Below are 20,989 nucleotides of genomic sequence, written 5' to 3' on the forward strand. Positions count from 1 at the left end.
TTTTCCTATCCGCGCTGCGCCGTTCCGGCAAAGGGCGAGAAGTTGGTTTCGGTATCGTAGATGTCGACTCCCTCGCGCCGTTTGAGCGCGCCGACGACCAGATAGGTTACCGGCGTCAGCAAGGCCTCCCAGGCCGTCTTGATCAGCCACTGCGACAGCACGACCTGCCACAGCAGCTCGACCGGCCATCCCGCCAGGCCCCAGAACGCGAGCGGGTAGAAGATCAGGCTGTCGAGCCCCTGGCCGATTGCGGTCGAGCCGATCGTCCGCGCCCACAGCGCCTTGCCCTCGGTCCAGACCTTCATCTTGGCGAGCACGAAGCTGTTGGCGAACTCGCCGGCCCAGAACGCCACCATCGAGGCGATCACGATACGCCATGAATTGCCGAACACGAACTCGTAGGCGTCCTGCCCGGGCCACCCGTCTGCCGGGGGCAAGGCGACGACGATCCAGGCCATGGCCGCCATGAAGGCGAGCGCCGCGAAGCCGGTCCAGATCACCCGCCGCGCCCGCGCGTAGCCGTAGACCTCCGTCAGCACGTCGCCGATGATGTAGCTGATCGGAAAGAACAGCACGCCTGCGCCGAACGACCATTCCGTGCCGCCCGGCAGCGTAACGTACGACGGCTTGGAAGCTCCGATGATGTTCGACAGCAGCAGGATCGCGACGAAGGCGGCCATGACCAGATCGTAGTAACGGAAGGCCGGCGGCGGGCCTCGCCCCGTCTCGATGCGCTGCGGTGTCTCGTCCATGGCGCTGCCTATCGCGATTTGCGCCTCCGGAAAAGCGCGCTATGGCGCATGGCGCGCGCGCCCGTAGCTCATCTGGATAGAGCGCGAGACTTCTAATCTTGAGGCAGCAGGTTCGAGTCCTGCCGGGCGCGCCACTTCCTCAAGGTCCCCAATTTCGGTCCTTACATCCGTGATCTCGCCGGTTTCGCCGGACGGTTCGAAGGGCCGGATCGGCGGGATGAAATCAGGGGAAGCCAAACGGGTGTCGGTCGTGTATGGAGCCCTGCCGCCAGTGAGGCGGCCGGCCGGCGTAGCGGCCGTATTTTTCCATGACCGAGGCCGAAGGAACCGCTTGTCGCGGCCCCTCCTGCGCTCCGCCGTCCCCTGTGGCAGCCCCGGTCCGTTAGTGAGCATCATGACTTTTTCCACTCTCCCGCCAATGCTTGGCGAAGCACTTGCCGAGCGCGGCTATGCCGAGCTGACTGCCGTCCAGACGGCCGTACTCGCACCCGAGGCTGCCGGCCGCGACCTGATCGTCTCGGCCCAGACCGGCTCGGGCAAGACCGTCGCATTCGGTCTCTCCATGGCCCGCGATCTGCTCGGCGCCTTCGAGGCGCCGACCCAGTCGCCTCTCGCCCTGGTCATCGCACCGACGCGCGAACTGGCCCTGCAGGTCAGCCGCGAGCTGGGCTGGCTCTACGCCAAGGCCGGCGCCCGCATCGCGACCTGCGTCGGCGGAATGGACGCATCGAAGGAGCGGCGCGCGTTGCGGGCCGGTCCGCACGTCGTCGTCGGGACGCCCGGCCGGCTGCGCGATCATCTCGAGCGGGGCGCGCTCGACTTGTCCAACCTCCGCGAAGTCGTGCTCGACGAGGCGGACGAGATGCTCGACATGGGCTTCCGCGAGGATCTCGAGGAGATCCTCGACGCGACCCCGGCGGAGCGGCGCACGCTGCTGTTTTCGGCGACAATGCCGAAGCCGATCGTCGCGCTGGCCGAGCGCTATCAGCGAGGCGCCTTGCGGATATCGACGGCGGGCGACGATCGCGGCCATGGGGACATCGCCTTCCAGGCGATCACTGTTTCGCCGGCGGAAGTCGAGGCGGCGACGGTCAACCTCCTGCGCTTCCACGAAGCGGAGACGGCGATCCTCTTCTGCGCCACCCGGGACAACGTTCGCCGCTTGCATGCGACGCTGCAGGAGCGCGGCTTCGCGGTCGTCGCGCTGTCCGGCGAACACTCGCAGTCGGAGCGTAACCAGGCGCTTCAGGCCCTGCGTGACCGGCGCGCGCGTGTCTGCGTCGCCACCGATGTCGCGGCCCGCGGTATCGATCTGCCGAGCCTCAGTCTCGTCGTCCATGTCGACCTTCCGCGCGATGCGGAAACGCTCCAGCATCGCTCGGGCCGGACCGGCCGTGCGGGAAAGAAGGGCACTGCGGTGCTGATCGTGCCGTTTCCGCGGCGCAAGCGTGTGGAATCAATGCTGCGCGGCGCCAGGATCCAGGCGGACTGGATCGATGCGCCGACCCCGGATGCGATCCGCACGCGGGACCGCGAACGCCTGCTAGCCGCGCTCCTCCAGCCGGTCGAATTCGATGATGAGGATCGCGCACTGGCGCAGCGCCTGCTCGCCGAGCGCTCGCCGGAGGATATCGCAGCCGCTCTGGTGCGGGCGCATCGCGCGGCGATGCCGCAGCCGGAAGAAATGCTGGAGAACACGCCCGAGGCGCGGCGTGCGGCGCAGCAGGACCGGCATCGCCCGGGGTTCGAGGACACCGTCTGGTTCCGTATGGATGTCGGGCGCCGGCAGAATGCCGATCCGCGCTGGATCCTGCCGCTGCTGTGCCGCCGCGGCCATATCACGCGTAACGAGGTCGGGGCGATCCGTATCGGCGCCAACGAGACCCACTTCCAGATACCGCGTGCCATTGCCGGGAAATTCGGCGCGGCGCTCGAACGGACGGCGCGCGACGAGAGCGAGGATGAGGGCGTGCGGATCGAGCCCTCGGAAGGCCCGCGTGAGGCTGCCCATGCCAACCGCCGGGTCAAGCCCAACAAGTTCTCGCACAAAGGCCGGAAGCCCGGTCCCGGCGCTCCGAAGGGACGGCCGGGCGCGAAACACAAGCCTCGCGGCCGCAAGGAGCGGAATGTGTGACGATGCTCTCCGGTGCAGTTGCTAGCCGCGGCTGAGGCCCTGCAGGCGCTCGCGGGTGACGGGGTAGCCGGCATCGTCGGGAATGCAGATCCAGCCTTCGCCGTCATGCTCTTCGAAGAAGGGGATGATCGTGCGGGGCGGATGGGCGGCGCAGTCGGTCAGGGCAGCGTCGAAGTCATCGAACTGCGCGAGGCGTTCGAGGTTGCGGCGAGTGGGGAAGATCACGCTGATCTCGCCGCGGTCGGCGGCGGCGAGGGCATCGCGGGCGGTGATCCAGAACAGGTGCGTGTTCTCCGTCGCGTCGACCGCGATGTCGACGGCGCCGGTGCCGAGGTCGGCGAGATAGAAGCGCGTGTCGAACACCCGCGGCAGGCGCTCGTTCTTGGGGAACCAGCGGGCGAAGGGCACGATTGCCTCGAGATCGAGCGACCAGTCCATCATCTCGAGCACGGGCGCCAGGGCGTCCCTCTCGTGGAGGATCCGGCGCGCCTCGGCCGCGCGCTCCGCGTCGATGTCGCCGACCAGCCCGACCGCGAGTCCGGTTTCCTCCAGCGTCTCGCGGATCGCGGCGATGCGGTGGGCGGCTTCGTCCGTGTTTTCAATCCCGTTCTGGCGCTCGGCGAGATCCCGATCCGCCTGATCGACCCGGCCGCCGGGGAAGACGGCGGCGCCGGCGGCGAATTTCATGAAATTCGCGCGTGTGACCATTAGAAGTTCGGGGGGGGCGCCCCCGGGGCCGCGGCGGAAGATCACGAGGGTGGCGGCGGGAATGCCGTCTGCGGGGATGTCGCTCATCGAAGGACTGTGGAGGCGCGCGGGCGGGATGCCAAGGGGTGTCGGAATTTCTGACACTCGGCGTGCAGGGTTAATGCCTCTTCACCTTCGCCTGCAGCACATTCGCGCCATTCGGGAGAACTGGCACGGGGAATGCATTGCAGACCGCACCCACAGTGGTCTTCGAACGAGGCGGCGCCACCCCCCAGTCTCCGGCGCCGTCTCCCCGCAAGCGAAAGGGCCCGCCCGAGAAATCGGACGGGCCCTTTCTGCATCCGCGAGGCGGAACGTCAGGCCTTGGCGACCTGCTTTTCGGTGAGAAGCTGCTGAAGCTCGCCGGCTTCGAACATCTCCATCATGATGTCGCTGCCGCCGACGAATTCGCCCTTCACGTAGAGCTGCGGGATGGTCGGCCAGTCGGAGAAGGCCTTGATCCCCTGCCGGATCTCCATGTCCTGCAGCACGTCGACGCTCTCGTACGAGACGCCGCAGTGATCGAGGATCGCCACCGCACGGCTGGAAAAGCCGCACTGCGGGAACAACGGCGTGCCTTTCATGAAGAGGACCACATCGTTCTCGCCGACGATGCCGGAAATGCGCTCATTGGTATCGGACATGGGAAAAACTTCCGCTCAGGTAATGCAAGTCGTGAGAGTCAGGTGGGCGCTTGCGTGGTCAGTTGCAAGGCATGGAGCACGCCGCCCATTTTCCCGCCGAGCGCCTCGTAGACCATCTTGTGCTGCTGCACCCGGCTCTTTCCGGCGAAGGCGGGGGAGACGACGTGCGCCGCATAGTGATCTCCGTCGCCGGCGAGATCGCGGATCTCGACTTCGGCATCGGGCAGGGCGGACTTGATCATCCCTTCGATTTCGGCGGCGCTCATCGGCATGACGGGTTCCTAGGCGCGCCGATCAGCTTTCGCTCATCAACTGGCGCTTGGCCTCGACGGTCTTCTCGTCGAGCTTGGCGCGGATGTCGGCTTCGCTGACATCGCATTCGGCGGCGGTGAGGTCGCCGAGCAGCTTGCGGATCACGTCCTCGTCGCCGGCTTCCTCGAAATCGGCCTGGACGACCGCCTTCTTGTAGGCATCGGCTTCCTCGGCCGTAAGGCCCATCAGGCCGGCCGCCCACTCGCCCAGCAGGCGATTACGCCGCGCCGCGACGCGAAACGCGGTTTCCCCGTCCATCGCGAACTTGGCTTCTTCCGCGCGTTCGCGATCCTTGAAGTCGGTCATGCAATCCTCTTGGGTTGGGATAGGAGGTCGAGATAGTCGCCTGCCCGCGCTCGGGCAAGTCACTCCATTGCCCGTGTATGATTGCCCGCATATCCGAGCGCGGGTCTTTCCCTCTCCCGCAGGTGGGAGGAGGCGGGCAGCGAGGTTGCAACAGCCCACCCCGCTGCGACCAGGTTCGCTGCGCTCACCAGGTCTCGCTGCCCCTCCCGCATGCGGGAGGGGAGAGGGTGTTCAAACCGACCCGCTGCCCATCGTCACCACGAGCTTGCCGACCGCCTGCCGGTTCTCCAGCCTGGCGATCGCCTCGCCGCCGCGTTCGAGCGGGAACGTCTCGGAGATCAGCGGATCGATCCTGCCCGCCTTCAGCAGGCCGAACAGCTCGTCCACCTGGGCGCGGAACCGCTCGGGCTCGCGTGCAGTGAAGGCGCCCCAGAACACGCCGCAGATGTCGCACGACTTCAGCAGCGTGAGGTTGAGCGGCATCCTGGCGATACCCGCGGGAAAGCCGACCACCAGGAAGCGCCCCTCCCACGCGATAGCGCGCAGGGCCGGCTCCGAATACTGCCCGCCGACGACGTCGTAGACGATGTTCGCGCCTTCGGGCCCGCAGGCGGCCTTGAAGGCGTTCGCCAGTTCCTTGCTGGCAGCCTTGTCCATCTCGCCCTTGGGATAGACGACCACCTCGTCCGCCCCGGCCTTGCGGGCGACTTCGCCCTTCTCCTCGCTGGAGACGGCGGCGATCACCCGCGCGCCGTAAGCCTTGCCGAGCTCGACCGCCGAGAGGCCGACGCCCCCCGCCGCGCCGAGCACGAGCAGCACGTCGCCTTCCTTGATATGGCCGCGATCCTTGAGCCCGTGGATCGTCGTGCCGTAAGTCATCATCAGCGAGGCGGCCTTTTCGAACGGCACCCCTTCGGGCACCGCGAACATGCGCGCCGCGGGCACCGCGACTTTCTCCGCCAGTCCGCCGTTGCCGATCCCGGCAAGCACGCGGTCGCCGACCTGCCAGCCTTCGACGCCTTCGCCGACCGCCTCGATCACCCCCGCGATCTCGCCGCCGGGCGCGTAGGGCCGCTCCGGCTTGAACTGATAGAGATCGCGGATCATCAGCGTGTCGGGAAAGTTGATCGCGCAGGCCTTCACGTCGACCAGCACCTGCCCCTTGGCCGGCTGCGGCACCTCGACTTCGTCCAGCGTGAGCGTGTCGGGTCCGCCGACGGCGTGAGTGCGCAATGCTTTCATGATTGGGCTTTCATATGACGATCGTGGGATTTGCGAGCTGCCCCGGTTGGGGGCGAGCGGTCGTGCCGGTTCCCGGCGATGGAATGTTCGCGCCGAGCGCGCAGAGATCGCGGAGGAAGCAGGGCTGGTTCTCGCAGAGGCGCGGAGACGCAGAGATGGCGTGCCGGCCGCGAAGCGGTCCTTCGTGTTTCGACGTTGAAGCGTGGTGCGCCGACGAGGTGGGCAAGGGGCCCGTCGGCCCGAACCTTCTCTCCGCGTCTCCGCGTGAATCCCAACCTCTGCCCGCTTTGCGATCTCTGCGCGAATCCCCGAAAAGGCGTCGCCGAACGCGCGACACCGGCCTGCCGCCCGGCGTGTTCGCGAACGACGCGCCTGCCTTTCACAAGGCGGCCTTCATGCGGCTTTTTCCCGAGGAGCGGCGAGCCAGGGCAGGTCCTGCGCCTGGCGCTGTTCGTAATCCGCAATCGCCGCGTCGCGGGTCAGCGTGAGGCCGACTTCGTCGAGCCCTTCCAGCAGGCAGTGCTTGCGGAAGGGATCGATCTCGAATGTGAAGCGGTCCTGGAAGGGCGTGGTGACGGTCTGGTGCTCGAGATCGATCGAAACCGGGTGTTCGCGCGCCACTTCGAGCAGGCGGTCGATCTGATCCTGCGGCAGGGCCACGGTCAGGATGCCGTTCTTGAACGCGTTGCCGCTGAAGATGTCGGAGAAGCTGGGCGCGATGACCGCGCGAATGCCGAGGTCGAGGATCGCCCAGGCGGCGTGCTCGCGGCTCGACCCGCAGCCGAAGTTGTCGCCCGCGATCAGGATCGGGGCGCCGGCGAACTCCGGATCGTCGAACACGTTGCCGGGCTGCGCCCGCACCGCCTCGAACGCGCCGCGCCCAAGGCCCTCGCGGGTCATCGTCTTGAGCCAGTGCGCCGGAATGATCACGTCGGTGTCGACGTTCTTGGCGCCGAACGGGATCGCGCGCCCCTCTATGGTCGAGACCGGCTCCATCAATCGGTCTCCGGCTTTTCGCCGGACGGGATCGGGCCGGGCTGGGTCGGCGCGTTCTTCGGCTTGCGCTTGGAGGCGTAGAGCATGGCGGCGGCAATGGCCGCCGATCCGATCGCGGCGCCCGCCAGAGCGGCCTTTCCGCCGAGCGAACTGGGGAGTTTCTTGGTCATCGGGCTTTCATGCGAGGCCCGCGGATTCTTGGCAAGGGGTCAGGCGAGGAAATCGGCTAGACGCGCCCAAAGGCGCTCTTTCTCGGCCAGCGGCATGGCGGCGTAGGCGGGAGACGAAGACGGCAGGTCGATCAATGCCAGATCGCTGCCGGCAAGCTGCGGCCGCCCGATCGCGGCGCTCTTGCGGCCGTTGAAGGCGACCGCGCGCAAGCCGGACAGGGTGGCGACGAACTCGGCGAGCGGCGCATGCTCGGCCTCGCGGATCGCGGCGTCGCCGCTGCCGAGCCGGTGCGCAGAGGCGACCGTGTCCCACAACGCGATCCGGTGCGCCTTGAGCGCTTCGAGCCGGTCGTCGTAGTCGAGCCCTGCGAGGTCCACGCCGATCGCGCGGCCGACGAGGTGCCAGAACCGGTTCTGCGGATGCGCATAATACCGCCGCGCGGCGAGCGAGGCCTCGCCCGGCAGGCTGCCGAGGATCAGCACCCGCGCGTCGGGCGCGGCGACTGCGGCGAAGGCGGACTTGCGCGCGGTCAGCGGGCAGCCTCTGGAAAGGTCGGCAGCCTGGCGACGTCGGCCGGCTCGTGCTGGATGACGACTTTCGCGCCGAGGTTCTGCGCCATCTTCTTGAAGCGGTCGAACGAGGCGAGCGTGTCGGCGCGGTCGGTATTGAACGTGGGCACCCCTTCGCGCTCGTAGTTCTCGGTGAAATGGGCAAGGTCGCCGGTCAGCAGCACCGGCCCGGTCCGAGGCAGGCGGACGAGCAGCGCGTGGTGTCCGGGCGTGTGGCCGGGCATGTCGAGGATCACCACGCTGCGGTCGCCGAACACGTCCTTGTCGCCGGCGAATGTCTCGACCTTCGCCTTGCCGGCGATCCAGGCCGGAAAATCCGCGGGGTTGGCGTTGCCGAGCGGCGGATCGTGCGTGATCGCCTGCCAGTCCTCCTCGCCGATCAGCAGGGTGGCCTGTGGGAAGGCCTTGGCCTGACCCGTGTGGTCGTAGTGGTAGTGGCTCACGCCGACGAACTCGATATCGGCCGGCGTCACGCCGAGCTGCGCCAGTTGCTCGACCAGAGTCCGGTCGAGCAGGAAGCCGCCATCCGGATCGCCGCTGGTGGCCGGGTCGATGCCCGTGTCCCAGATCATCAGCCGCTCGTCGTGCCGGACGAGGTAGCACGATCCGACGATCGCCTTCTTCAGATCGGCCGCGCCGCCGGTGTCGTCGAACGCGCCCAGCGGCCAGGGCTCGATCGCCCGCCCGCAATCGAGCCGGGTGAGGCTCAGGTCGGGTGCCTGCTCCGCCGCGCTTGCCGCCATGGGCGCGCAGGCGAGCGCAATCGCCAGAAGTCGTTTCATCGCCTCGTTCCTCCCCGCGCGGTTGTGCGGCGCGCGAGGCGCAGAGGTCAAGCGGTCAGAAGGCCTTGCCGTCGCCGATGTGGCCGGTGCCCGTCTCTATGAACTCGTCATCCTCGTCGAACACGCAGCGGCCGTCCCGGTAGCTCACCCCGACGCCGTCGATTTCGTCCTGCGCGAACAACCGGGTGTTGACGCCGATGCGGTCCAGGGGGTGCGCGCCGCTGGCGGTATAGTGCGTGGTCGCGCCGCAGCGTGGGCAGAAATGGAGCACGAGCCAAGGGTCGTCGAGGTCCTCGCGCGAATACCCCGCGACCTCGCCATCGACCTTCACCTCGGCCGGATCGAAATAACCCCAGGCTGCGCCGGAACTGCGGCACAGGCGGCAGTTGCAGAGGTGGATGTAATCGGGGCTGCGCGGCAACGCGAGGGTGACGCGCCCGCAGAGGCAGCTCCCCTTCATCACGCGCGCTCTCGCCCGCCAGCGAGATCGGTGATGAGCTTAGCCGCTTCCTTCGTCGAAACGGGGGCAATCATCGGGATCGACTTGATAGCCATGCTCCTCTTGCTCGCCGTCGCGCCATAGCCGGCGCCATACCCGCCCCGATTCATCGTCTCAGGGAAGCGAGAATGACGCGTCCTCGCCGGCGGTATGGGCTTACAGATCCACCCCGCTGGCGATGGCTTCGAGTTTGCGGATGCGTTCCTTGAGGTCGGCGATTTCGATGCGGGCGGCGCCGATCGGCGCGCCACCTTCGATCTCTCGCTGAGGATGGGCGCCGCGCTCGAGCTCGCGTTCCTTGAGCGCCAGCCAGCCCTGCCAGCCGCGCAGCGCGGCGAGGGCGATGATGCCTATTGCGACGAGCGCTGCGGCGGCGATGATGATCTGGTCGCTCATGTGCATTGCTCCTTCCCGTTCGAATCCTCTCGTGCCGGTCCTTACTTGTCGCGCAGCCGCTCGATCTCGTCGGCGATCGCCTTGGCCTCGCGCCCGTCGACGGTGATCTGTTCAAGGACCTTCACTCGCTCGCGCAGTTCCTCCAGCTCGCGCCGGGTGCCGGGATCGGGCGGGGGCGCGGCGAGGTCGGTCCCGGGTTCGCCGTGCCGGCGCCTGCGGTGGGCCTGGCGCGAAGTGACGATCTGCACGAAGCCCCAGATGGCGACGATCACGACCAGAGCGGTCCAGAAGCTCATTGCAGTTTCTCCCCGATATCCGGCTGGTCGCGCAGGTCCTCGATCTCCATCGCGAGATCGGCGCCGCGGTCGGTCGCGATCCGCTCGAGCACGCGGACGCGCTGCTCCAGCTTCTCGGCCCGGGTCGCATATTGCGCGGCCTGTTCGGCGGTCTTGTTCGCCATCAGCTCCATGTGCCGTTCCTTGTGGCGCAGCCAGCGGTGCAGCATGTCGTTGCCGATCCCGAGGACCACCGCCGTGATCACGACCACGAAGATGAGGATGGCGATGAGCTGGGCGGACATCAGTTGACGCCTTCCTTGTCGGCGGGACGGATGTCGTGCAGCCGGTTGATCTCATGCGTGAGCTGGTAGCCGCTGTCGGTGACGATCCGCTCCACGTTGGCGAGGCGGTCCTTCATCGATCCCATTTCGGCGCGCAGCTCGGCGTTCTCCTGCGTCAGCAGCTTGATCCGCTCGGCCGCCTGGGCATCGGTGCTCGGCTTGAGCGACTGGCCCCACATACCTTCCAGCGGGTAGCCGTGCTTAATCCGCAGCCGCGTGGTGTGGATCCATCCGAACACGCTCGCCAGACCCACGGCGGTCGCGCCGGCGATGATCCAGGGCACGTAGGGGAGGAGTTCGATGCCTTGCACCTGCATCACGCGTTCTCCTTGTTCGGCATGCGCAGCGGCACGCCGGCGTCGCGTTCCTCGACCTCGCGCTTGTCGCGCAGGGCCTCGATCTGGGTGGCGATGTCGTAGCCGCGGTCGGTGACGATGCGTTCGAGCACCTGGACCCGCTGTTCGAGCTCCGCGACGCGGCTGGAGTACTGCGCGGCCTGTTCCGCCGTCTGGCTGGCGGTGGCGGCGATGCGCTTCTCCTCCAGCTTGCTGTGCTTCACGATCCAGACGATGCCGAGCACCATCAGGAAGGGCGCCAGCGGTACGAGAATTCCAAGCTCCATTTCGTTTCCCCTTCCTTGGCGGGTGTTCTCAGCGCAGGCGCTCGATCTCGGCGGTCAGGCGCGGGTTGCTGGAGACGTAGTAGGTTTCGACTTCGGCCAGGCGGCGGTCGATGTCGCGCATGCGGGCGCGGATCTCGCGGGCGGTGCGCTTCGGGCTCTGCCGCACGCGCTGCCAGTACTGCTGCTCCTCCCGGTCGACGTAGAGATGCGGCGGCTTCTTGTTCAGCAGCAGGCCGGCGATGAAGTAGAACGGGATGGTGCCGCCGCCCGCCAGGAACGTCAGCCCGATGAAGCCGAGCCGGACCCAGAGCGCGTTGACCCCGGTGTAGTCCGCGATCCCGGCGCAGACGCCCATCAGCTTGGCGTTCTGCTTGTCCCGGTAGAGCGTGGTGCGCGAGCTGTTCACTAGTGGGCTCCCTTCTTCTCGGCGAGCAGGCGGTCGAGCTCGCGCAGCTTTTCGTTGTCGACTTCGCGGTCGTGCATCAGCCGGGCCGGCTTGAACTCGGGGTTGTCCGAGGCGACGAGCCGCTCGACCGTGTCCATCCGCTCGTCGAGCCGCTTGGCGAGGCTGTAGAGCTCATCGAGCAGCGCTTCATCGTCCGTGGTGATTGTCGCCGAGGTCTTCCACTTGGTAACATAGTGGAGAATGATCCACGGCAGCGCGATAAAGATTGCGGCAACTACCAGCACTTTGTCCATGGATCAGTCCCCCTTGTTTCCTGCGTCGCCCTTGCCGAGCGCGCGCTTCATGGCTTCCAGTTCGGCATCGACCTTGTCCGAGTCCTCGAGCGAGGCGATCTCGTCGGCGAGCGAGAGCTGGTTGCTGCCGTCCGACAGCGAGAGCGCGTCGGCGCGCCCTTCGGCATAGTCGACGCGGCGTTCGAGCTGGTCGAAGCGCGCCAGCGCCTCGTCGGTCCGCTCGGTGCTCATCAGCGTGCGCAGCTTGACGCGGTTCTCGGCGCTTTCGAGGCGCGCGGCGATCGCCGTCTGGCGGCTGCGGGCTTCGCGCAGGCGCTGCTGCAGCTTGGCGATGTCCTGCTCGTAAGCGCGCAGCGCATCGTCGAGCACGGCGATCTCCTGCTTGAGCTGATCGGCCATGTCGGCCGCCTTCTTCTTCTCGACCAGTGCGGCGCGGGCGAGATCCTCGCGATCCTTGCTCAGCGCGAGCTGGGCCTTTTCCGCCCAGTCGGCCTGGAGCCGGTCGAGCTTGACCGTATGGCGATGCATCTCCTTCTGGTCGGCGATGGTGCGCGCGGCGCTCGCGCGGACCTCGACCAGCGTCTCCTCCATCTCGAGGATGATCATGCGGATCATCTTGGCCGGGTCGTCGGCCTTGTCGAGCATGTCGTTGAAGTTCGCGGCGATGATGTCGCGGGTACGGCTGAAAATTCCCATCAGGGGCACTCCGTTGAAATTGAACTCGCTCGACCAGCCGCTGCCGGCGCGGGCGTGCGACCGGCCCTGCGTGGGGGTGGGGCTGGTGCGCAGGCGCTCGACTTCCTCGTCGAGGCGCGAGAGGCGGCTATGGGCCGAAGCGCGATCGGCGCGGTGTCCGGCGCCGCGGGACTGGGGGGGCTCGCGCTCCGGCCCAAACGGGTCGAGATCGGTCGGCTTGATCACGCCAGTTCGACCTGTTCGCAGCCGATCGTCGCGGCCATGGCCGGGGTCGCCTGCATCTGGCCGCTCAGCGCCACGAACAGGGCCATCGCGGTAATGCTGGCGAGGGCGGCCTGTCCCAGCTTGGTCTGAAAGAAGCGGCGGTCGTACATCGTGTGGGTCCTCCCGGAACTCGGTTACGGGAACGATTTCGCAAGAGGTGTGCCAAACTCATAAAACTGTGAAATAACAAGAGCATCTTCTCATATCGCAGGATAAGCGTTGGTTTCTATTGCCAACAATCGGCGAATTTCACTATAGGTTGGCCATGGATCGCGACAGCCAGTTCATCGGTCAATCGAGCGCGTTTCTCGACGCGGTCGAACGCGCCAGCCGCGCGGCTCCGATGCGCAGGCCGGTGCTGGTGATCGGCGAGCGGGGGACCGGCAAGGAACTGATCGCCGAACGCCTCCACCGCCTCTCGACCCGCTGGGACGAGCCGCTCGTGACGATGAACTGCGCCGCGCTCCCCGAAACGCTGATCGAGGCGGAGCTGTTCGGCCACGAGGCCGGAGCGTTCACCGGTGCTACCAGAGTGCGCGCGGGAAGGTTCGAGGAAGCCGATAAAGGGACGCTTTTCCTCGACGAACTGGGCACGCTGTCGATGGCGGCGCAGGAACGGCTGCTGCGCGCGGTCGAATACGGCGAAGTCACCCGGATCGGTTCGAGCCGCCCGATTCGAGTCGACGTGCGGATCGTCGCCGCGACCAATGAAAACCTGCCCGAACTGGCCGAGCGCGGCGAGTTCCGCGCCGACCTGCTCGACCGGCTGAGCTTCGAAGTCATCACCCTGCCGCCGCTGCGCGTGCGCGAGGGCGACGTCGAGGTGCTCGCCGAATACTTCGGCCGCCGCATGGCGGCGGAGCTGCACTGGGAAGGCTGGCCCGGCTTCGCAGAGCACGTCGCGCGCCAGCTCGAGGACCACGCCTGGCCGGGCAACGTGCGCGAGCTGCGCAACGTGGTCGAGCGCGCGGTCTATCGCTGGGATAGCTGGCACGAGCCGATCGGGCACGTGCAGTTCGATCCGTTCGATTCGCCGTGGAAACCGTTCTCGCCCTCCACGCGCAAGGCGCAGACCGGCGCGGCCTCCCCGGCAGCGCCCGCCCGGCAAGGCGGGCTCGACCTCGATACGGTCGAGGATTTGCGCGCCGAGGTCGACGCGCACGAACGCCGCATCGTCGAGCATGCGCTCGGCAAGCATCGCTGGAACCAGCGCCAGACGGCGCGGGCGCTCGGCCTCACCTACGATCAGCTACGCCATTGCATCAAGAAACACGGGTTGATGGAGGGCGAATAGGCTAGCCGGCGAAGCCAAGAACGACCATCAGCTTCCTTTCCAACTCCGCTAGCGTCACATCGCCGATCACCCCGATCCGTTTGCGCAGCCGCGAACGGCGCATGACGTTCAGTTTTTCGAGCATGACCCAGCTATCGATCTGTAATCCGGTAGATCCACCCGCTCCAACGGCAACGCGGAGCAGAGGCAAATCCACCGACATGGATGTCAACGGGATGGCGAGGACGGAATCGGTATCGCTAAAACGATCGCTCTGTACGATGATCCAGGGGCGGGGCTTTCGAGTGTAGTCCGAAGTTTCCGTGCCGACCCAGATTTCCCCGCGCTTCACCGATCGTCGCTGGCGTTTTCGGCAGCATGAAATTCTGCTTCGGCAGCGTCGAGTTCCGCGAACAACTCATCGTTCCACGAATCGATCAGCTTTTGAACTTCCTCGCTGTCGGAGCATTGGGCCGCCAACCTGGACTGCCGTTCCGCTTCTCGGATGAACGCGGGATCGTTCACATCCGGCAGCCAGAACTGCTTTGGCCTGAGGCCTTGTGCTCGCAGCTTGGCGCGCCGCCTTGCGGCTCGCTCGGCAGTGGTGAGAGGCTCGTGCTTGCCCATCGCATATCTCCGTTACATGTAACGTAATGTGGGTAAGCGCCACGCGCAAGCGCGCGCGCCGGCGATGCCGCCGGGCGCGAGCGAGATGCGCAGGGTTGTCTGCCGTTAGTCCGGCTGCGTGACGTTTTCGATCGTCAGCAGGCGTTCCTCGCCGTTGCGGTCGGGCCAGCTTATCGACTGGCCGATGCGCAGGCCGATCAGGCCGGCGCCGACCGGGGTCAGGATCGAGAGCCGCCCCTCGGCGATATCGGCGTCTTTCGGATAGACGAGCTTTACCGTCCGCCGTTCGCCCGTCTTCTGGACGGCGAACTCGACTGTCGAGCCCATGGTCACCACGTCGCCGGGCATATCCTCGGCGGAAAGGGTATCCGCCCGGTCGATTTCCTCGAGCAGCAGGCGGCTGACGTTAGGATGGCGGGCGCGAATCCCGAAGGCGAGATCGGCCAGTGTGTCGGCTTCGCTTTCGATGAGGGTGATGGGAGGCCGCTGCGCGGCCTGCTCGGGGGTCATTGATCGAATCTTTCGAAAGATGGAAACATGCGCGAGGCGCAACAAAGGTTGGATGCTCGCCCCGGGTACGGGGCGTGCGCGCACCGGACCCGGGGCTAGATGCCCGCGAGAAGCTGTTCCCCGTGATGTCGAAAGTATGCCGTGTTCATCGTGCGATGCTGTCACCTTGCTGCGTGGGTGTCAAATGGAGTTGCAAATGCGGATTGCCAGGTCTATCTGCGCATCAATCCCGACATTGTCGCGACACTGGAGGGGCTGGCGCCGCAAGGGGCCGGCCAAAGGGCCTTTGAGCAACCTGCCTGTCGCATCCGTCGTGTAGACATGGAGACCGAATGGCCGATCTGACACGCCTGACCGAGATCATCGAGCCCGAAGCGAACGCGCTCGGCTTCGATCTCGTGCGCGTGAAGATGATCGCCTCGGAAGCCGGCGAGGGCGGGCAGGCCCTGCAGGTCATGGCCGAAGATCCGGCGACCGGGCAGCTCGTGCTCGACCAGTGTGCCGCACTGTCGCGCCGCATCTCCGACCGGATCGACGCACTCGAGGAACAGGGCACGGTGCTGGTCGAAGGCGCCTATCACCTCGAGGTCAGCTCCCCCGGAATCGACCGGCCGCTCACCCGGCCCAAGGATTTCGAGAACTGGGCGGGGCACGAGGCCAAGTTCGCGCTGGTCGAGAAGATCGACGGGCTGCGCAACCTGCGCGGGCCTCTCGGCGGTTTCGAGGACGGCAAGGCCGTGATCGAAGACCGCAAGGCGGGCCGCATCGCGGTGCCGCTCGACGCAATCCATTCGGCGAAGCTCGTCCTTACCGACGAACTCATCGCCGCAACCAGACCGCTCGACACCACTGGTGCCGACGAAATCGACGAAGTCACAGAAGAGAAGGCTGACGACTGATGGCCAGTGCAATTTCCGCCAACAAGGCCGAGCTGCTTGCGATCGCGAACGCGGTCGCCTCGGAGAAGATGATCGACAAGGCGATCGTCATCGAGGCGATGGAAGAAGCGATCCAGAAGAGCGCGCGCAACCGCTACGGCGCGGAGAACGACATTCGCGCCAAGCTCGACCCGCAGACCGGCGACCTGCGCCTGTGGCGCGTGGTCGAGGTGGTCGAGGAGGTCGAGGACTACTTCAAGCAGGTCGATCTCGACGCGGCGAAGAAGCTCGATAGCGAGGCGAAGCTGGGCGACTTCATCGTCGATCCGCTGCCGCCGGTCGATCTCGGCCGCATCGACGCGCAGAGCGCCAAGCAGGTGATCTTCCAGAAGGTCCGCGATGCGGAGCGCGAGCGCCAGTACGAGGAATTCAAGGACCGCGCCGGCGAAGTGATCACCGGCGTGATCAAGTCGGTCGAATTTGGCCATGTGATCGTCAACCTCGGCCGGGCCGAAGGCGTCATCCGCCGCGACCAGCAAATCCCGCGCGAGGCGGCCCGCGTCGGCGAGCGCGTGCGCGCGCTGATCACCAAAGTCGAGCGCAACAACCGCGGGCAGCAGATCTTCCTCAGCCGCGCGCATCCCGAATTCATGAAGAAGCTCTTCGCGCAGGAAGTGCCCGAGATCTACGACGGCATCATCGAGATCAAGGCTGCCGCCCGCGACCCGGGCAGCCGCGCCAAGATCGGCGTGATCAGCCGCGACAGCTCGATCGACCCGGTCGGCGCCTGCGTCGGCATGAAGGGCAGCCGCGTCCAGGCGGTGGTGCAGGAACTGCAGGGCGAGAAGATCGACATCATTCCCTGGAGCGAGGACACGGCGACGTTCGTGGTCAACGCGCTCCAGCCCGCCACGGTCAGCCGCGTCGTGCTCGACGAGGACGAAGGGCGGATCGAGGTCGTGGTGCCCGACGACCAGCTCAGCCTCGCGATCGGCCGCCGCGGCCAGAACGTGCGCCTCGCCAGCCAGCTCACCGGTCACCAGATCGACATCATGACCGAGGAAGAGGCGAGCGAGAAGCGGCAGAAGGAATTCGCCGAACGCTCGAAGATGTTCGAGGAAGAGCTCGACGTCGACGAGACGCTGTCGCAGCTTCTCGTCGCCGAAGGCTTCGCCGAGCTCGACGAAGTGGCCTATGTGGAGCTCGACGAGCTGGCCTCGATCGAGGGCTTCGACGAGGAACTCGCCGAAGAGCTGCAGAGCCGCGCGCTCGAGGCGATCGAGCGGCACGAGGAAGCGGCGCGCACCGAGCGCCGCGAACTCGGCGTCGAGGATGCCCTGGCCGAGATCCCGCACCTGACCGAGCAGATGCTCGTCACGCTGGGCAAGGCCGGCATCAAGACGCTCGACGACCTGGCCGACCTCGCCACCGACGAGCTGATCGCCAAGAAGCGCGAAGCCCCGCGCCGCCGCAACAATGCCGATGGTCCGCCGACCCGGCGCCCCGCGGCCCGCGAGCACGACAAGGGCGGCGTGCTCGGCGAATACGGCCTGAGCGAAGAGCAGGGCAACGAGATCATCATGGCCGCGCGCGCGCACTGGTTCGAAGATGAAGAACCGGCTCCTGCGCCTGCCGCCGAGGAACCCGTCACCGAGGAGGCCGCCGATGCGGACTCCGAACAATGAGCGCCTGACGTCCGACATCGCTGACGCCGCCGGTGCGGGGAAATCCGCGCCGGAGCGGCGATGCATCCTCTCCGGGGAGCATGGCGCGCGCGATGCGCTGATCCGGCTGGCGATTTCGCCGGACGGGCTGGTGCTGCCCGATCCGCTCGCCAAGGCTCCCGGCCGCGGCGCCTGGATCGGCGTCACCCGCGCAGTACTGGAAGAGGCAATGGCGAAAGGCCGGCTGCGCGGAGCGCTGGCGCGCGCGTTCAAGGGCGCGCCGCTGACCGTGCCGGAGGACCTGCCGCAGAAAGTCGACGACGCGCTGGTGCGCGTGCTGCTCGACCGGCTGGGGCTCGAAATGCGCGCCGGAGCGCTTATCTTGGGGTCCGACCGGATCGCCGAGCACGCGCGCAGCGGGCGCGTGGCTCTGCTGCTTCACGCCGCCGACGCGAGCGAGGACGGGACGAGGAAGCTCGACCAGGCCTGGCGCGTCGGGCGCGAGGCGGAAGGGACCGGCGAGAGGGGCATCCGCTTGCCACTGGACCGGGCGGCGCTGTCTGTGGCATTGGGCCGCGACAATGTCGTCCACTTGGCGCTGGCCGGTGATGCTGCGGCCGAGCGGATCCGAGCGATCCTCGCGCGCCTGTTGCATTTCAGGGGCCTTGCGGCCGCCGACGATGACGGTGAACCGGTTACCGGTCCGCCGCGGTTCCCGGTTTCGGCCGGGAACGAAGCCGATTGAGTTTTGAAGGATTGACGAGTTTTATGAGCGATAGTGACAACCAGCGCCCCCGCAAACCGCTCGGCCTGAAGAGGTCGGTGGACGCGGGCGAGGTCAAGCAGACCTTCAGTCACGGCCGCACCAACAAGGTCGCGGTCGAGGTGAAGCGCCGCCGCAAGCTCGTCAAGCCGGGCGAAGCGGCGCCGCCGCCGCCCCCTCCGCCGCCCCCTCCGCCGCCCCCGGCGCCGGAGCCGGTCGCGAAGAAGCCCGCGCCCAAGAAGGCGCCTCCGGGCGAGACCCCGCAGGAACGCGTCGCGCGCCTTCAGCGCGAGGCCGAGGAAGAGCGCCTGCGTCTGGCCGAAGAGGCACGCCGCCGCGACGACGAAGCCGCGCGCCAGGCTGCCGAGGACGAGAAGCGCCGCGCCGAGGAGAATCGCAAGGCCGCCGAGGAAGCGGAGAAGCGCGCGGCCGAGGAAGCCGCCGCGCCCGCCCCCGCGCCTGCGCCGGCCTCCGGCGAAGCGGAAGAGACGCCGGCCCCGGCCGAGACGCAGCCGTCGGCCTCTGCCGAGACCAAGGCCCCGGCGCCGCGCCGGTTCACCCCGGTCGCGCGCCCCGAGCCGAAGAAGCCGGAAAAGAAGAAGAAGGACGACAAACGCGGCGGCAGCAGCGCTGCCACGGAGCGGGTCGACAAGCGCCGCTCGGGCAAGCTCACCGTCACCAAGGCGCTCAACGAGGACGAAGGGCGTCGCGCGCGTTCGCTCGCCGCGCTCAAGCGTGCGCGCGAGAAGGAGCGCCGGATGCAGGGCGGGCCTTCGCGGCCGCGTGAGAAGCAGGTGCGCGATGTCGTCGTGCCCGAGGCGATCACCGTCCAGGAACTCGCCAACCGCATGGCCGAGAAGGGCGCCGACCTGGTGAAGGCGCTGTTCAACATGGGCATGATGGTCACCGTCAATCAGACGATCGACCAGGATACCGCAGAGCTGCTGGTCGAGGAATTCGGCCACAACATCACGCGCGTCTCGGAAAGCGACGTCGACATCGACACGACCGTGGACGTCGACCCGGACGAAGCGCTCAAGCCGCGTCCGCCGGTCGTCACCATCATGGGCCACGTCGACCACGGCAAGACCTCGCTGCTCGACGCGCTGCGCGGCACCAACGTCGTGAAGGGCGAGGCCGGCGGCATCACCCAGCACATCGGCAGCTATCAGGTGAAAACCAAGAGCGGCGACAGGATCACGTTCCTCGACACGCCGGGCCACGCCGCGTTCACCGAAATGCGCGCGCGCGGTGCCAACGTGACCGACATCGTCGTGCTGGTGGTCGCCGCCGACGACGGGATCATGCCGCAGACGATCGAGGCCATCAATCACACCAAGGCCGCGGGCGTGCCGATGATCGTCGCGATCAACAAGGTCGACAAGGAAGAAGCCAACCCGCAGCGCATCCGCGAGCGTCTGCTCGAACACGAAGTGATCGTGGAGGAGATGTCGGGTGACGTGCAGGATGTCGAGATTTCGGCCCTCAAGGGCACGGGCCTCGACGATCTGCTCGAGAAGATCGCGCTCCAGGCGGAGCTGCTGGAGCTCAAGGCCAACCCCGACCGTGCGGCCGATGCGACGGTGATCGAGGCGCAGCTCGACAAGGGCCGCGGCCCGGTTGCGACCGTGCTCGTCACGCGCGGCACGCTCAAGCGGGGCGACACTTTCGTGGTCGGCACCGAGAGCGGCCGCGTGCGCGCGCTGATCGACGACCAGGGCAAGCAGATCAAGGAAGCCGGCCCCTCGATGCCGGTCGAGGTCCTGGGCCTCGGCGGCGTTCCGATGGCGGGCGACCAGCTCACCGTGGTCGAGAACGAGCAGCGTGCCCGCGAGGTTGCGCAGTACCGTCAGGAGAAGGCGACCGAGAAGCGCACGGCGCTCGCCCCGACGAACTTCGACACGATGTTCAGCAACCTTCAGTCGAACGTCGTCGAATTCCCGGTGGTGGTGAAGGCGGACGTGCAGGGCAGCGTGGAAGCGATCAATTCGGCGCTGCACAATCTCTCGAACGATCTCATCAAGGTCCGCGTGCTCCATGCGGGCGTGGGTGCGATCACCGAAAGCGACGTGCAGCTCGCCGCCGCCTCGAAGGCGCCGATCCTCGGCTTCAACGTGCGTCCGAATGCCAAGGCGCGCCAGCTGGTCGAGCGCGAGAAGGTGCGGATGATGTACTACGACGTCATCTATCACCTGACCGAGGAAATCGCGAAGGAGATGGCGGGCGAGCTCGGACCCGAGCGGATCGAGCACGTCGTCGGCCGCGCCGAAGTCAAGCAGGTGTTCCCTGCAGGCAAGAAGGATAAGGCCGCCGGCCTCCTCGTGCTCGAAGGCGCCATCCGCAAGGGCCTGCACGCGCGCCTCACGCGCGAGGACGTCATCGTCAGCGCGACCGTCATCGCCTCGCTTCGGCGCTTCAAGGACGACGTGGACGAAGTCCGCGCCGGTCTCGAATGCGGCGTGGTCCTGGCCGACACGAACGACATCAAGCCGGGCGACCACCTGGAAGTGTTCGAGGTCGAGGAACGCGAACGGACGTTGTAAGTCTCAGGAGATTGATCGGAATCGGCGCAAATTCTGCGCTATCCGGAGCAATAGAAATCTGCCTTACCGCTGCATGCCGCAACTGCGGCGGAGAGGCAGGTGATTTTATTGGAAATAGAACTCGCGGTAGTTCTGGTTCTCGGCGTAGCCACGTTCATCGTGGCTTTCGTCGGGCTTGTAGTGAAGCTCGTTGAGCTGAGCCGCAAGTAACCGGTGAGGAGGTCGGCGCGGCAACGCCGGCCTCCGATAAGAATTCGGGCCCGGATGCGGCAACATCCGAG

The 20,989-nt window shown here is 67.0% G+C and carries 29 protein-coding genes and 1 tRNA gene; 7 read left to right on the top strand and 23 right to left on the bottom strand.

The window, feature by feature from the left end; genetic code table 11:
• Nucleotides 1-5 precede the first annotated feature (5 nt).
• Nucleotides 6-752, bottom strand: a complete 747-nt coding sequence (locus tag JNO53_RS07565; protein ID WP_203109299.1) for a queuosine precursor transporter — start codon at nt 750-752, stop codon at nt 6-8.
• A gap of 57 nt (nt 753-809) precedes the next feature.
• On the opposite strand from JNO53_RS07565, the gene JNO53_RS07570 reads away from it, so the two are divergent.
• Nucleotides 810-886, top strand: a tRNA-Arg gene (locus tag JNO53_RS07570).
• Between the two features lie 260 nt (nt 887-1,146).
• The gene (locus tag JNO53_RS07575) at nt 1,147-2,886 is read left to right on the top strand and encodes a DEAD/DEAH box helicase (RefSeq protein WP_203109301.1); all 1,740 of its coding nucleotides are present in this window, start codon (nt 1,147-1,149) and stop codon (nt 2,884-2,886) included.
• Between the two features lie 21 nt (nt 2,887-2,907).
• On the opposite strand, the gene JNO53_RS07580 is transcribed toward JNO53_RS07575, so the two are convergent.
• From JNO53_RS07580 to JNO53_RS07670, 19 genes are all read right to left on the bottom strand, one after another.
• On the bottom strand, nt 2,908-3,681 hold the full coding sequence (locus JNO53_RS07580) for an NUDIX hydrolase (protein ID WP_203109303.1): 774 nt from the start codon (nt 3,679-3,681) through the stop codon (nt 2,908-2,910).
• A gap of 269 nt (nt 3,682-3,950) precedes the next feature.
• Entirely contained in the window at nt 3,951-4,277 is a 327-nt protein-coding gene (grxD, locus tag JNO53_RS07585) for a Grx4 family monothiol glutaredoxin (protein WP_203109305.1), read from the bottom strand.
• A 38-nt stretch (nt 4,278-4,315) separates the two neighbouring features.
• Nucleotides 4,316-4,549: a BolA family protein gene (locus JNO53_RS07590; RefSeq protein WP_119514366.1), complete on the bottom strand. Its 234-nt coding sequence runs from the start codon at nt 4,547-4,549 to the stop codon at nt 4,316-4,318.
• 22 nt (nt 4,550-4,571) lie between these two features.
• On the bottom strand, nt 4,572-4,895 hold the full coding sequence (locus JNO53_RS07595; RefSeq protein WP_203109307.1) for a DUF1476 domain-containing protein: 324 nt from the start codon (nt 4,893-4,895) through the stop codon (nt 4,572-4,574).
• A 231-nt stretch (nt 4,896-5,126) separates the two neighbouring features.
• A complete protein-coding gene (locus tag JNO53_RS07600) occupies nt 5,127-6,137 on the bottom strand; it encodes an NADPH:quinone oxidoreductase family protein (RefSeq protein WP_203109309.1) in 1,011 nt (336 codons plus the stop codon).
• Nucleotides 6,138-6,530: 393 nt separating this feature from the next.
• A complete protein-coding gene (gene leuD, locus JNO53_RS07605; protein ID WP_203109311.1) occupies nt 6,531-7,133 on the bottom strand; it encodes a 3-isopropylmalate dehydratase small subunit in 603 nt (200 codons plus the stop codon).
• Nucleotides 7,133-7,303 (bottom strand): isopropylmalate isomerase, encoded by a 171-nt coding sequence (locus tag JNO53_RS07610; protein ID WP_203109313.1) that lies wholly within the window; start codon nt 7,301-7,303, stop codon nt 7,133-7,135. Before JNO53_RS07610 ends, leuD begins: the two co-directional genes overlap by 1 nt.
• A 39-nt stretch (nt 7,304-7,342) precedes the next feature.
• The gene (locus JNO53_RS07615) at nt 7,343-7,837 is read right to left on the bottom strand and encodes a DNA-deoxyinosine glycosylase (RefSeq protein ID WP_203109732.1); all 495 of its coding nucleotides are present in this window, start codon (nt 7,835-7,837) and stop codon (nt 7,343-7,345) included.
• Nucleotides 7,834-8,655, bottom strand: coding sequence for an N-acyl homoserine lactonase family protein (locus JNO53_RS07620; RefSeq protein WP_203109315.1), 822 nt, complete (start codon nt 8,653-8,655; stop codon nt 7,834-7,836). Before JNO53_RS07620 ends, JNO53_RS07615 begins: the two co-directional genes overlap by 4 nt.
• Before the next feature lie 55 nt (nt 8,656-8,710).
• Nucleotides 8,711-9,115 (bottom strand): GFA family protein, encoded by a 405-nt coding sequence (locus tag JNO53_RS07625; RefSeq protein WP_203109317.1) that lies wholly within the window; start codon nt 9,113-9,115, stop codon nt 8,711-8,713.
• A 195-nt stretch (nt 9,116-9,310) separates the two neighbouring features.
• Nucleotides 9,311-9,550 carry a hypothetical protein gene (locus tag JNO53_RS07630; RefSeq protein WP_203109319.1) on the bottom strand — a complete coding sequence of 80 codons (240 nt, stop codon included), beginning with the start codon at nt 9,548-9,550 and terminating at the stop codon, nt 9,311-9,313.
• Between the two features lie 41 nt (nt 9,551-9,591).
• Nucleotides 9,592-9,846 carry a resistance to Congo red protein gene (locus JNO53_RS07635; protein ID WP_203109322.1) on the bottom strand — a complete coding sequence of 85 codons (255 nt, stop codon included), beginning with the start codon at nt 9,844-9,846 and terminating at the stop codon, nt 9,592-9,594.
• Nucleotides 9,843-10,130 carry a hypothetical protein gene (locus JNO53_RS07640; protein WP_203109325.1) on the bottom strand — a complete coding sequence of 96 codons (288 nt, stop codon included), beginning with the start codon at nt 10,128-10,130 and terminating at the stop codon, nt 9,843-9,845. Before JNO53_RS07640 ends, JNO53_RS07635 begins: the two co-directional genes overlap by 4 nt.
• Nucleotides 10,130-10,486, bottom strand: a complete 357-nt coding sequence (locus JNO53_RS07645) for a hypothetical protein (protein WP_203109327.1) — start codon at nt 10,484-10,486, stop codon at nt 10,130-10,132. The genes JNO53_RS07640 and JNO53_RS07645 overlap by 1 nt, the downstream gene beginning before the upstream one ends.
• Entirely contained in the window at nt 10,486-10,791 is a 306-nt protein-coding gene (locus JNO53_RS07650) for a phage shock protein B (protein WP_238401737.1), read from the bottom strand. The genes JNO53_RS07645 and JNO53_RS07650 overlap by 1 nt, the downstream gene beginning before the upstream one ends.
• A 28-nt stretch (nt 10,792-10,819) precedes the next feature.
• Nucleotides 10,820-11,197, bottom strand: coding sequence for an envelope stress response membrane protein PspC (pspC, locus tag JNO53_RS07655; RefSeq protein ID WP_203109329.1), 378 nt, complete (start codon nt 11,195-11,197; stop codon nt 10,820-10,822).
• On the bottom strand, nt 11,197-11,490 hold the full coding sequence (gene pspB, locus JNO53_RS07660) for an envelope stress response membrane protein PspB (protein ID WP_203109331.1): 294 nt from the start codon (nt 11,488-11,490) through the stop codon (nt 11,197-11,199). The genes pspC and pspB overlap by 1 nt, the downstream gene beginning before the upstream one ends.
• A gap of 3 nt (nt 11,491-11,493) precedes the next feature.
• Nucleotides 11,494-12,411, bottom strand: coding sequence for a phage shock protein PspA (pspA, locus tag JNO53_RS07665; protein ID WP_443111167.1), 918 nt, complete (start codon nt 12,409-12,411; stop codon nt 11,494-11,496).
• Nucleotides 12,408-12,560, bottom strand: coding sequence for a hypothetical protein (locus JNO53_RS07670; RefSeq protein WP_203109333.1), 153 nt, complete (start codon nt 12,558-12,560; stop codon nt 12,408-12,410). The genes pspA and JNO53_RS07670 overlap by 4 nt, the downstream gene beginning before the upstream one ends.
• A gap of 155 nt (nt 12,561-12,715) precedes the next feature.
• Here JNO53_RS07670 and pspF point away from each other — a divergent pair, with 155 nt between their 5' ends.
• A complete protein-coding gene (gene pspF, locus JNO53_RS07675; protein ID WP_203109335.1) occupies nt 12,716-13,744 on the top strand; it encodes a phage shock protein operon transcriptional activator in 1,029 nt (342 codons plus the stop codon).
• 1 nt (nt 13,745) lies between these two features.
• Here the strand turns inward: pspF and JNO53_RS07680 are convergent, their stop codons facing one another.
• The 3 genes from JNO53_RS07680 to rnk all read right to left on the bottom strand — a co-directional run bounded on the left by JNO53_RS07680 (nt 13,746) and on the right by rnk (nt 14,860).
• The gene (locus tag JNO53_RS07680) at nt 13,746-14,075 is read right to left on the bottom strand and encodes a type II toxin-antitoxin system PemK/MazF family toxin (protein WP_203109337.1); all 330 of its coding nucleotides are present in this window, start codon (nt 14,073-14,075) and stop codon (nt 13,746-13,748) included.
• Nucleotides 14,072-14,350 carry an antitoxin MazE-like protein gene (locus JNO53_RS07685; protein WP_203109339.1) on the bottom strand — a complete coding sequence of 93 codons (279 nt, stop codon included), beginning with the start codon at nt 14,348-14,350 and terminating at the stop codon, nt 14,072-14,074. Before JNO53_RS07685 ends, JNO53_RS07680 begins: the two co-directional genes overlap by 4 nt.
• Nucleotides 14,351-14,455: 105 nt before the next feature.
• The gene (gene rnk, locus JNO53_RS07690; RefSeq protein WP_203109341.1) at nt 14,456-14,860 is read right to left on the bottom strand and encodes a nucleoside diphosphate kinase regulator; all 405 of its coding nucleotides are present in this window, start codon (nt 14,858-14,860) and stop codon (nt 14,456-14,458) included.
• A gap of 332 nt (nt 14,861-15,192) precedes the next feature.
• Here rnk and rimP point away from each other — a divergent pair, with 332 nt between their 5' ends.
• The 4 genes from rimP to infB are packed head-to-tail and all read left to right on the top strand — an operon-like array spanning nt 15,193 to nt 20,708.
• On the top strand, nt 15,193-15,759 hold the full coding sequence (rimP, locus tag JNO53_RS07695) for a ribosome maturation protein RimP (RefSeq protein WP_203109343.1): 567 nt from the start codon (nt 15,193-15,195) through the stop codon (nt 15,757-15,759).
• The gene (gene nusA / locus JNO53_RS07700; RefSeq protein WP_203109345.1) at nt 15,759-17,423 is read left to right on the top strand and encodes a transcription termination factor NusA; all 1,665 of its coding nucleotides are present in this window, start codon (nt 15,759-15,761) and stop codon (nt 17,421-17,423) included. The genes rimP and nusA overlap by 1 nt, the downstream gene beginning before the upstream one ends.
• Entirely contained in the window at nt 17,404-18,147 is a 744-nt protein-coding gene (locus JNO53_RS07705; RefSeq protein WP_203109347.1) for a DUF448 domain-containing protein, read from the top strand. Before nusA ends, JNO53_RS07705 begins: the two co-directional genes overlap by 20 nt.
• Nucleotides 18,148-18,170: 23 nt before the next feature.
• A complete protein-coding gene (infB, locus tag JNO53_RS07710; RefSeq protein WP_203109348.1) occupies nt 18,171-20,708 on the top strand; it encodes a translation initiation factor IF-2 in 2,538 nt (845 codons plus the stop codon).
• Nucleotides 20,709-20,989 lie beyond the last annotated feature (281 nt).

It is taken from the genome of Altererythrobacter sp. C41, from assembly GCF_016803135.1.
Lineage (GTDB): Bacteria > Pseudomonadota > Alphaproteobacteria > Sphingomonadales > Sphingomonadaceae > Pelagerythrobacter.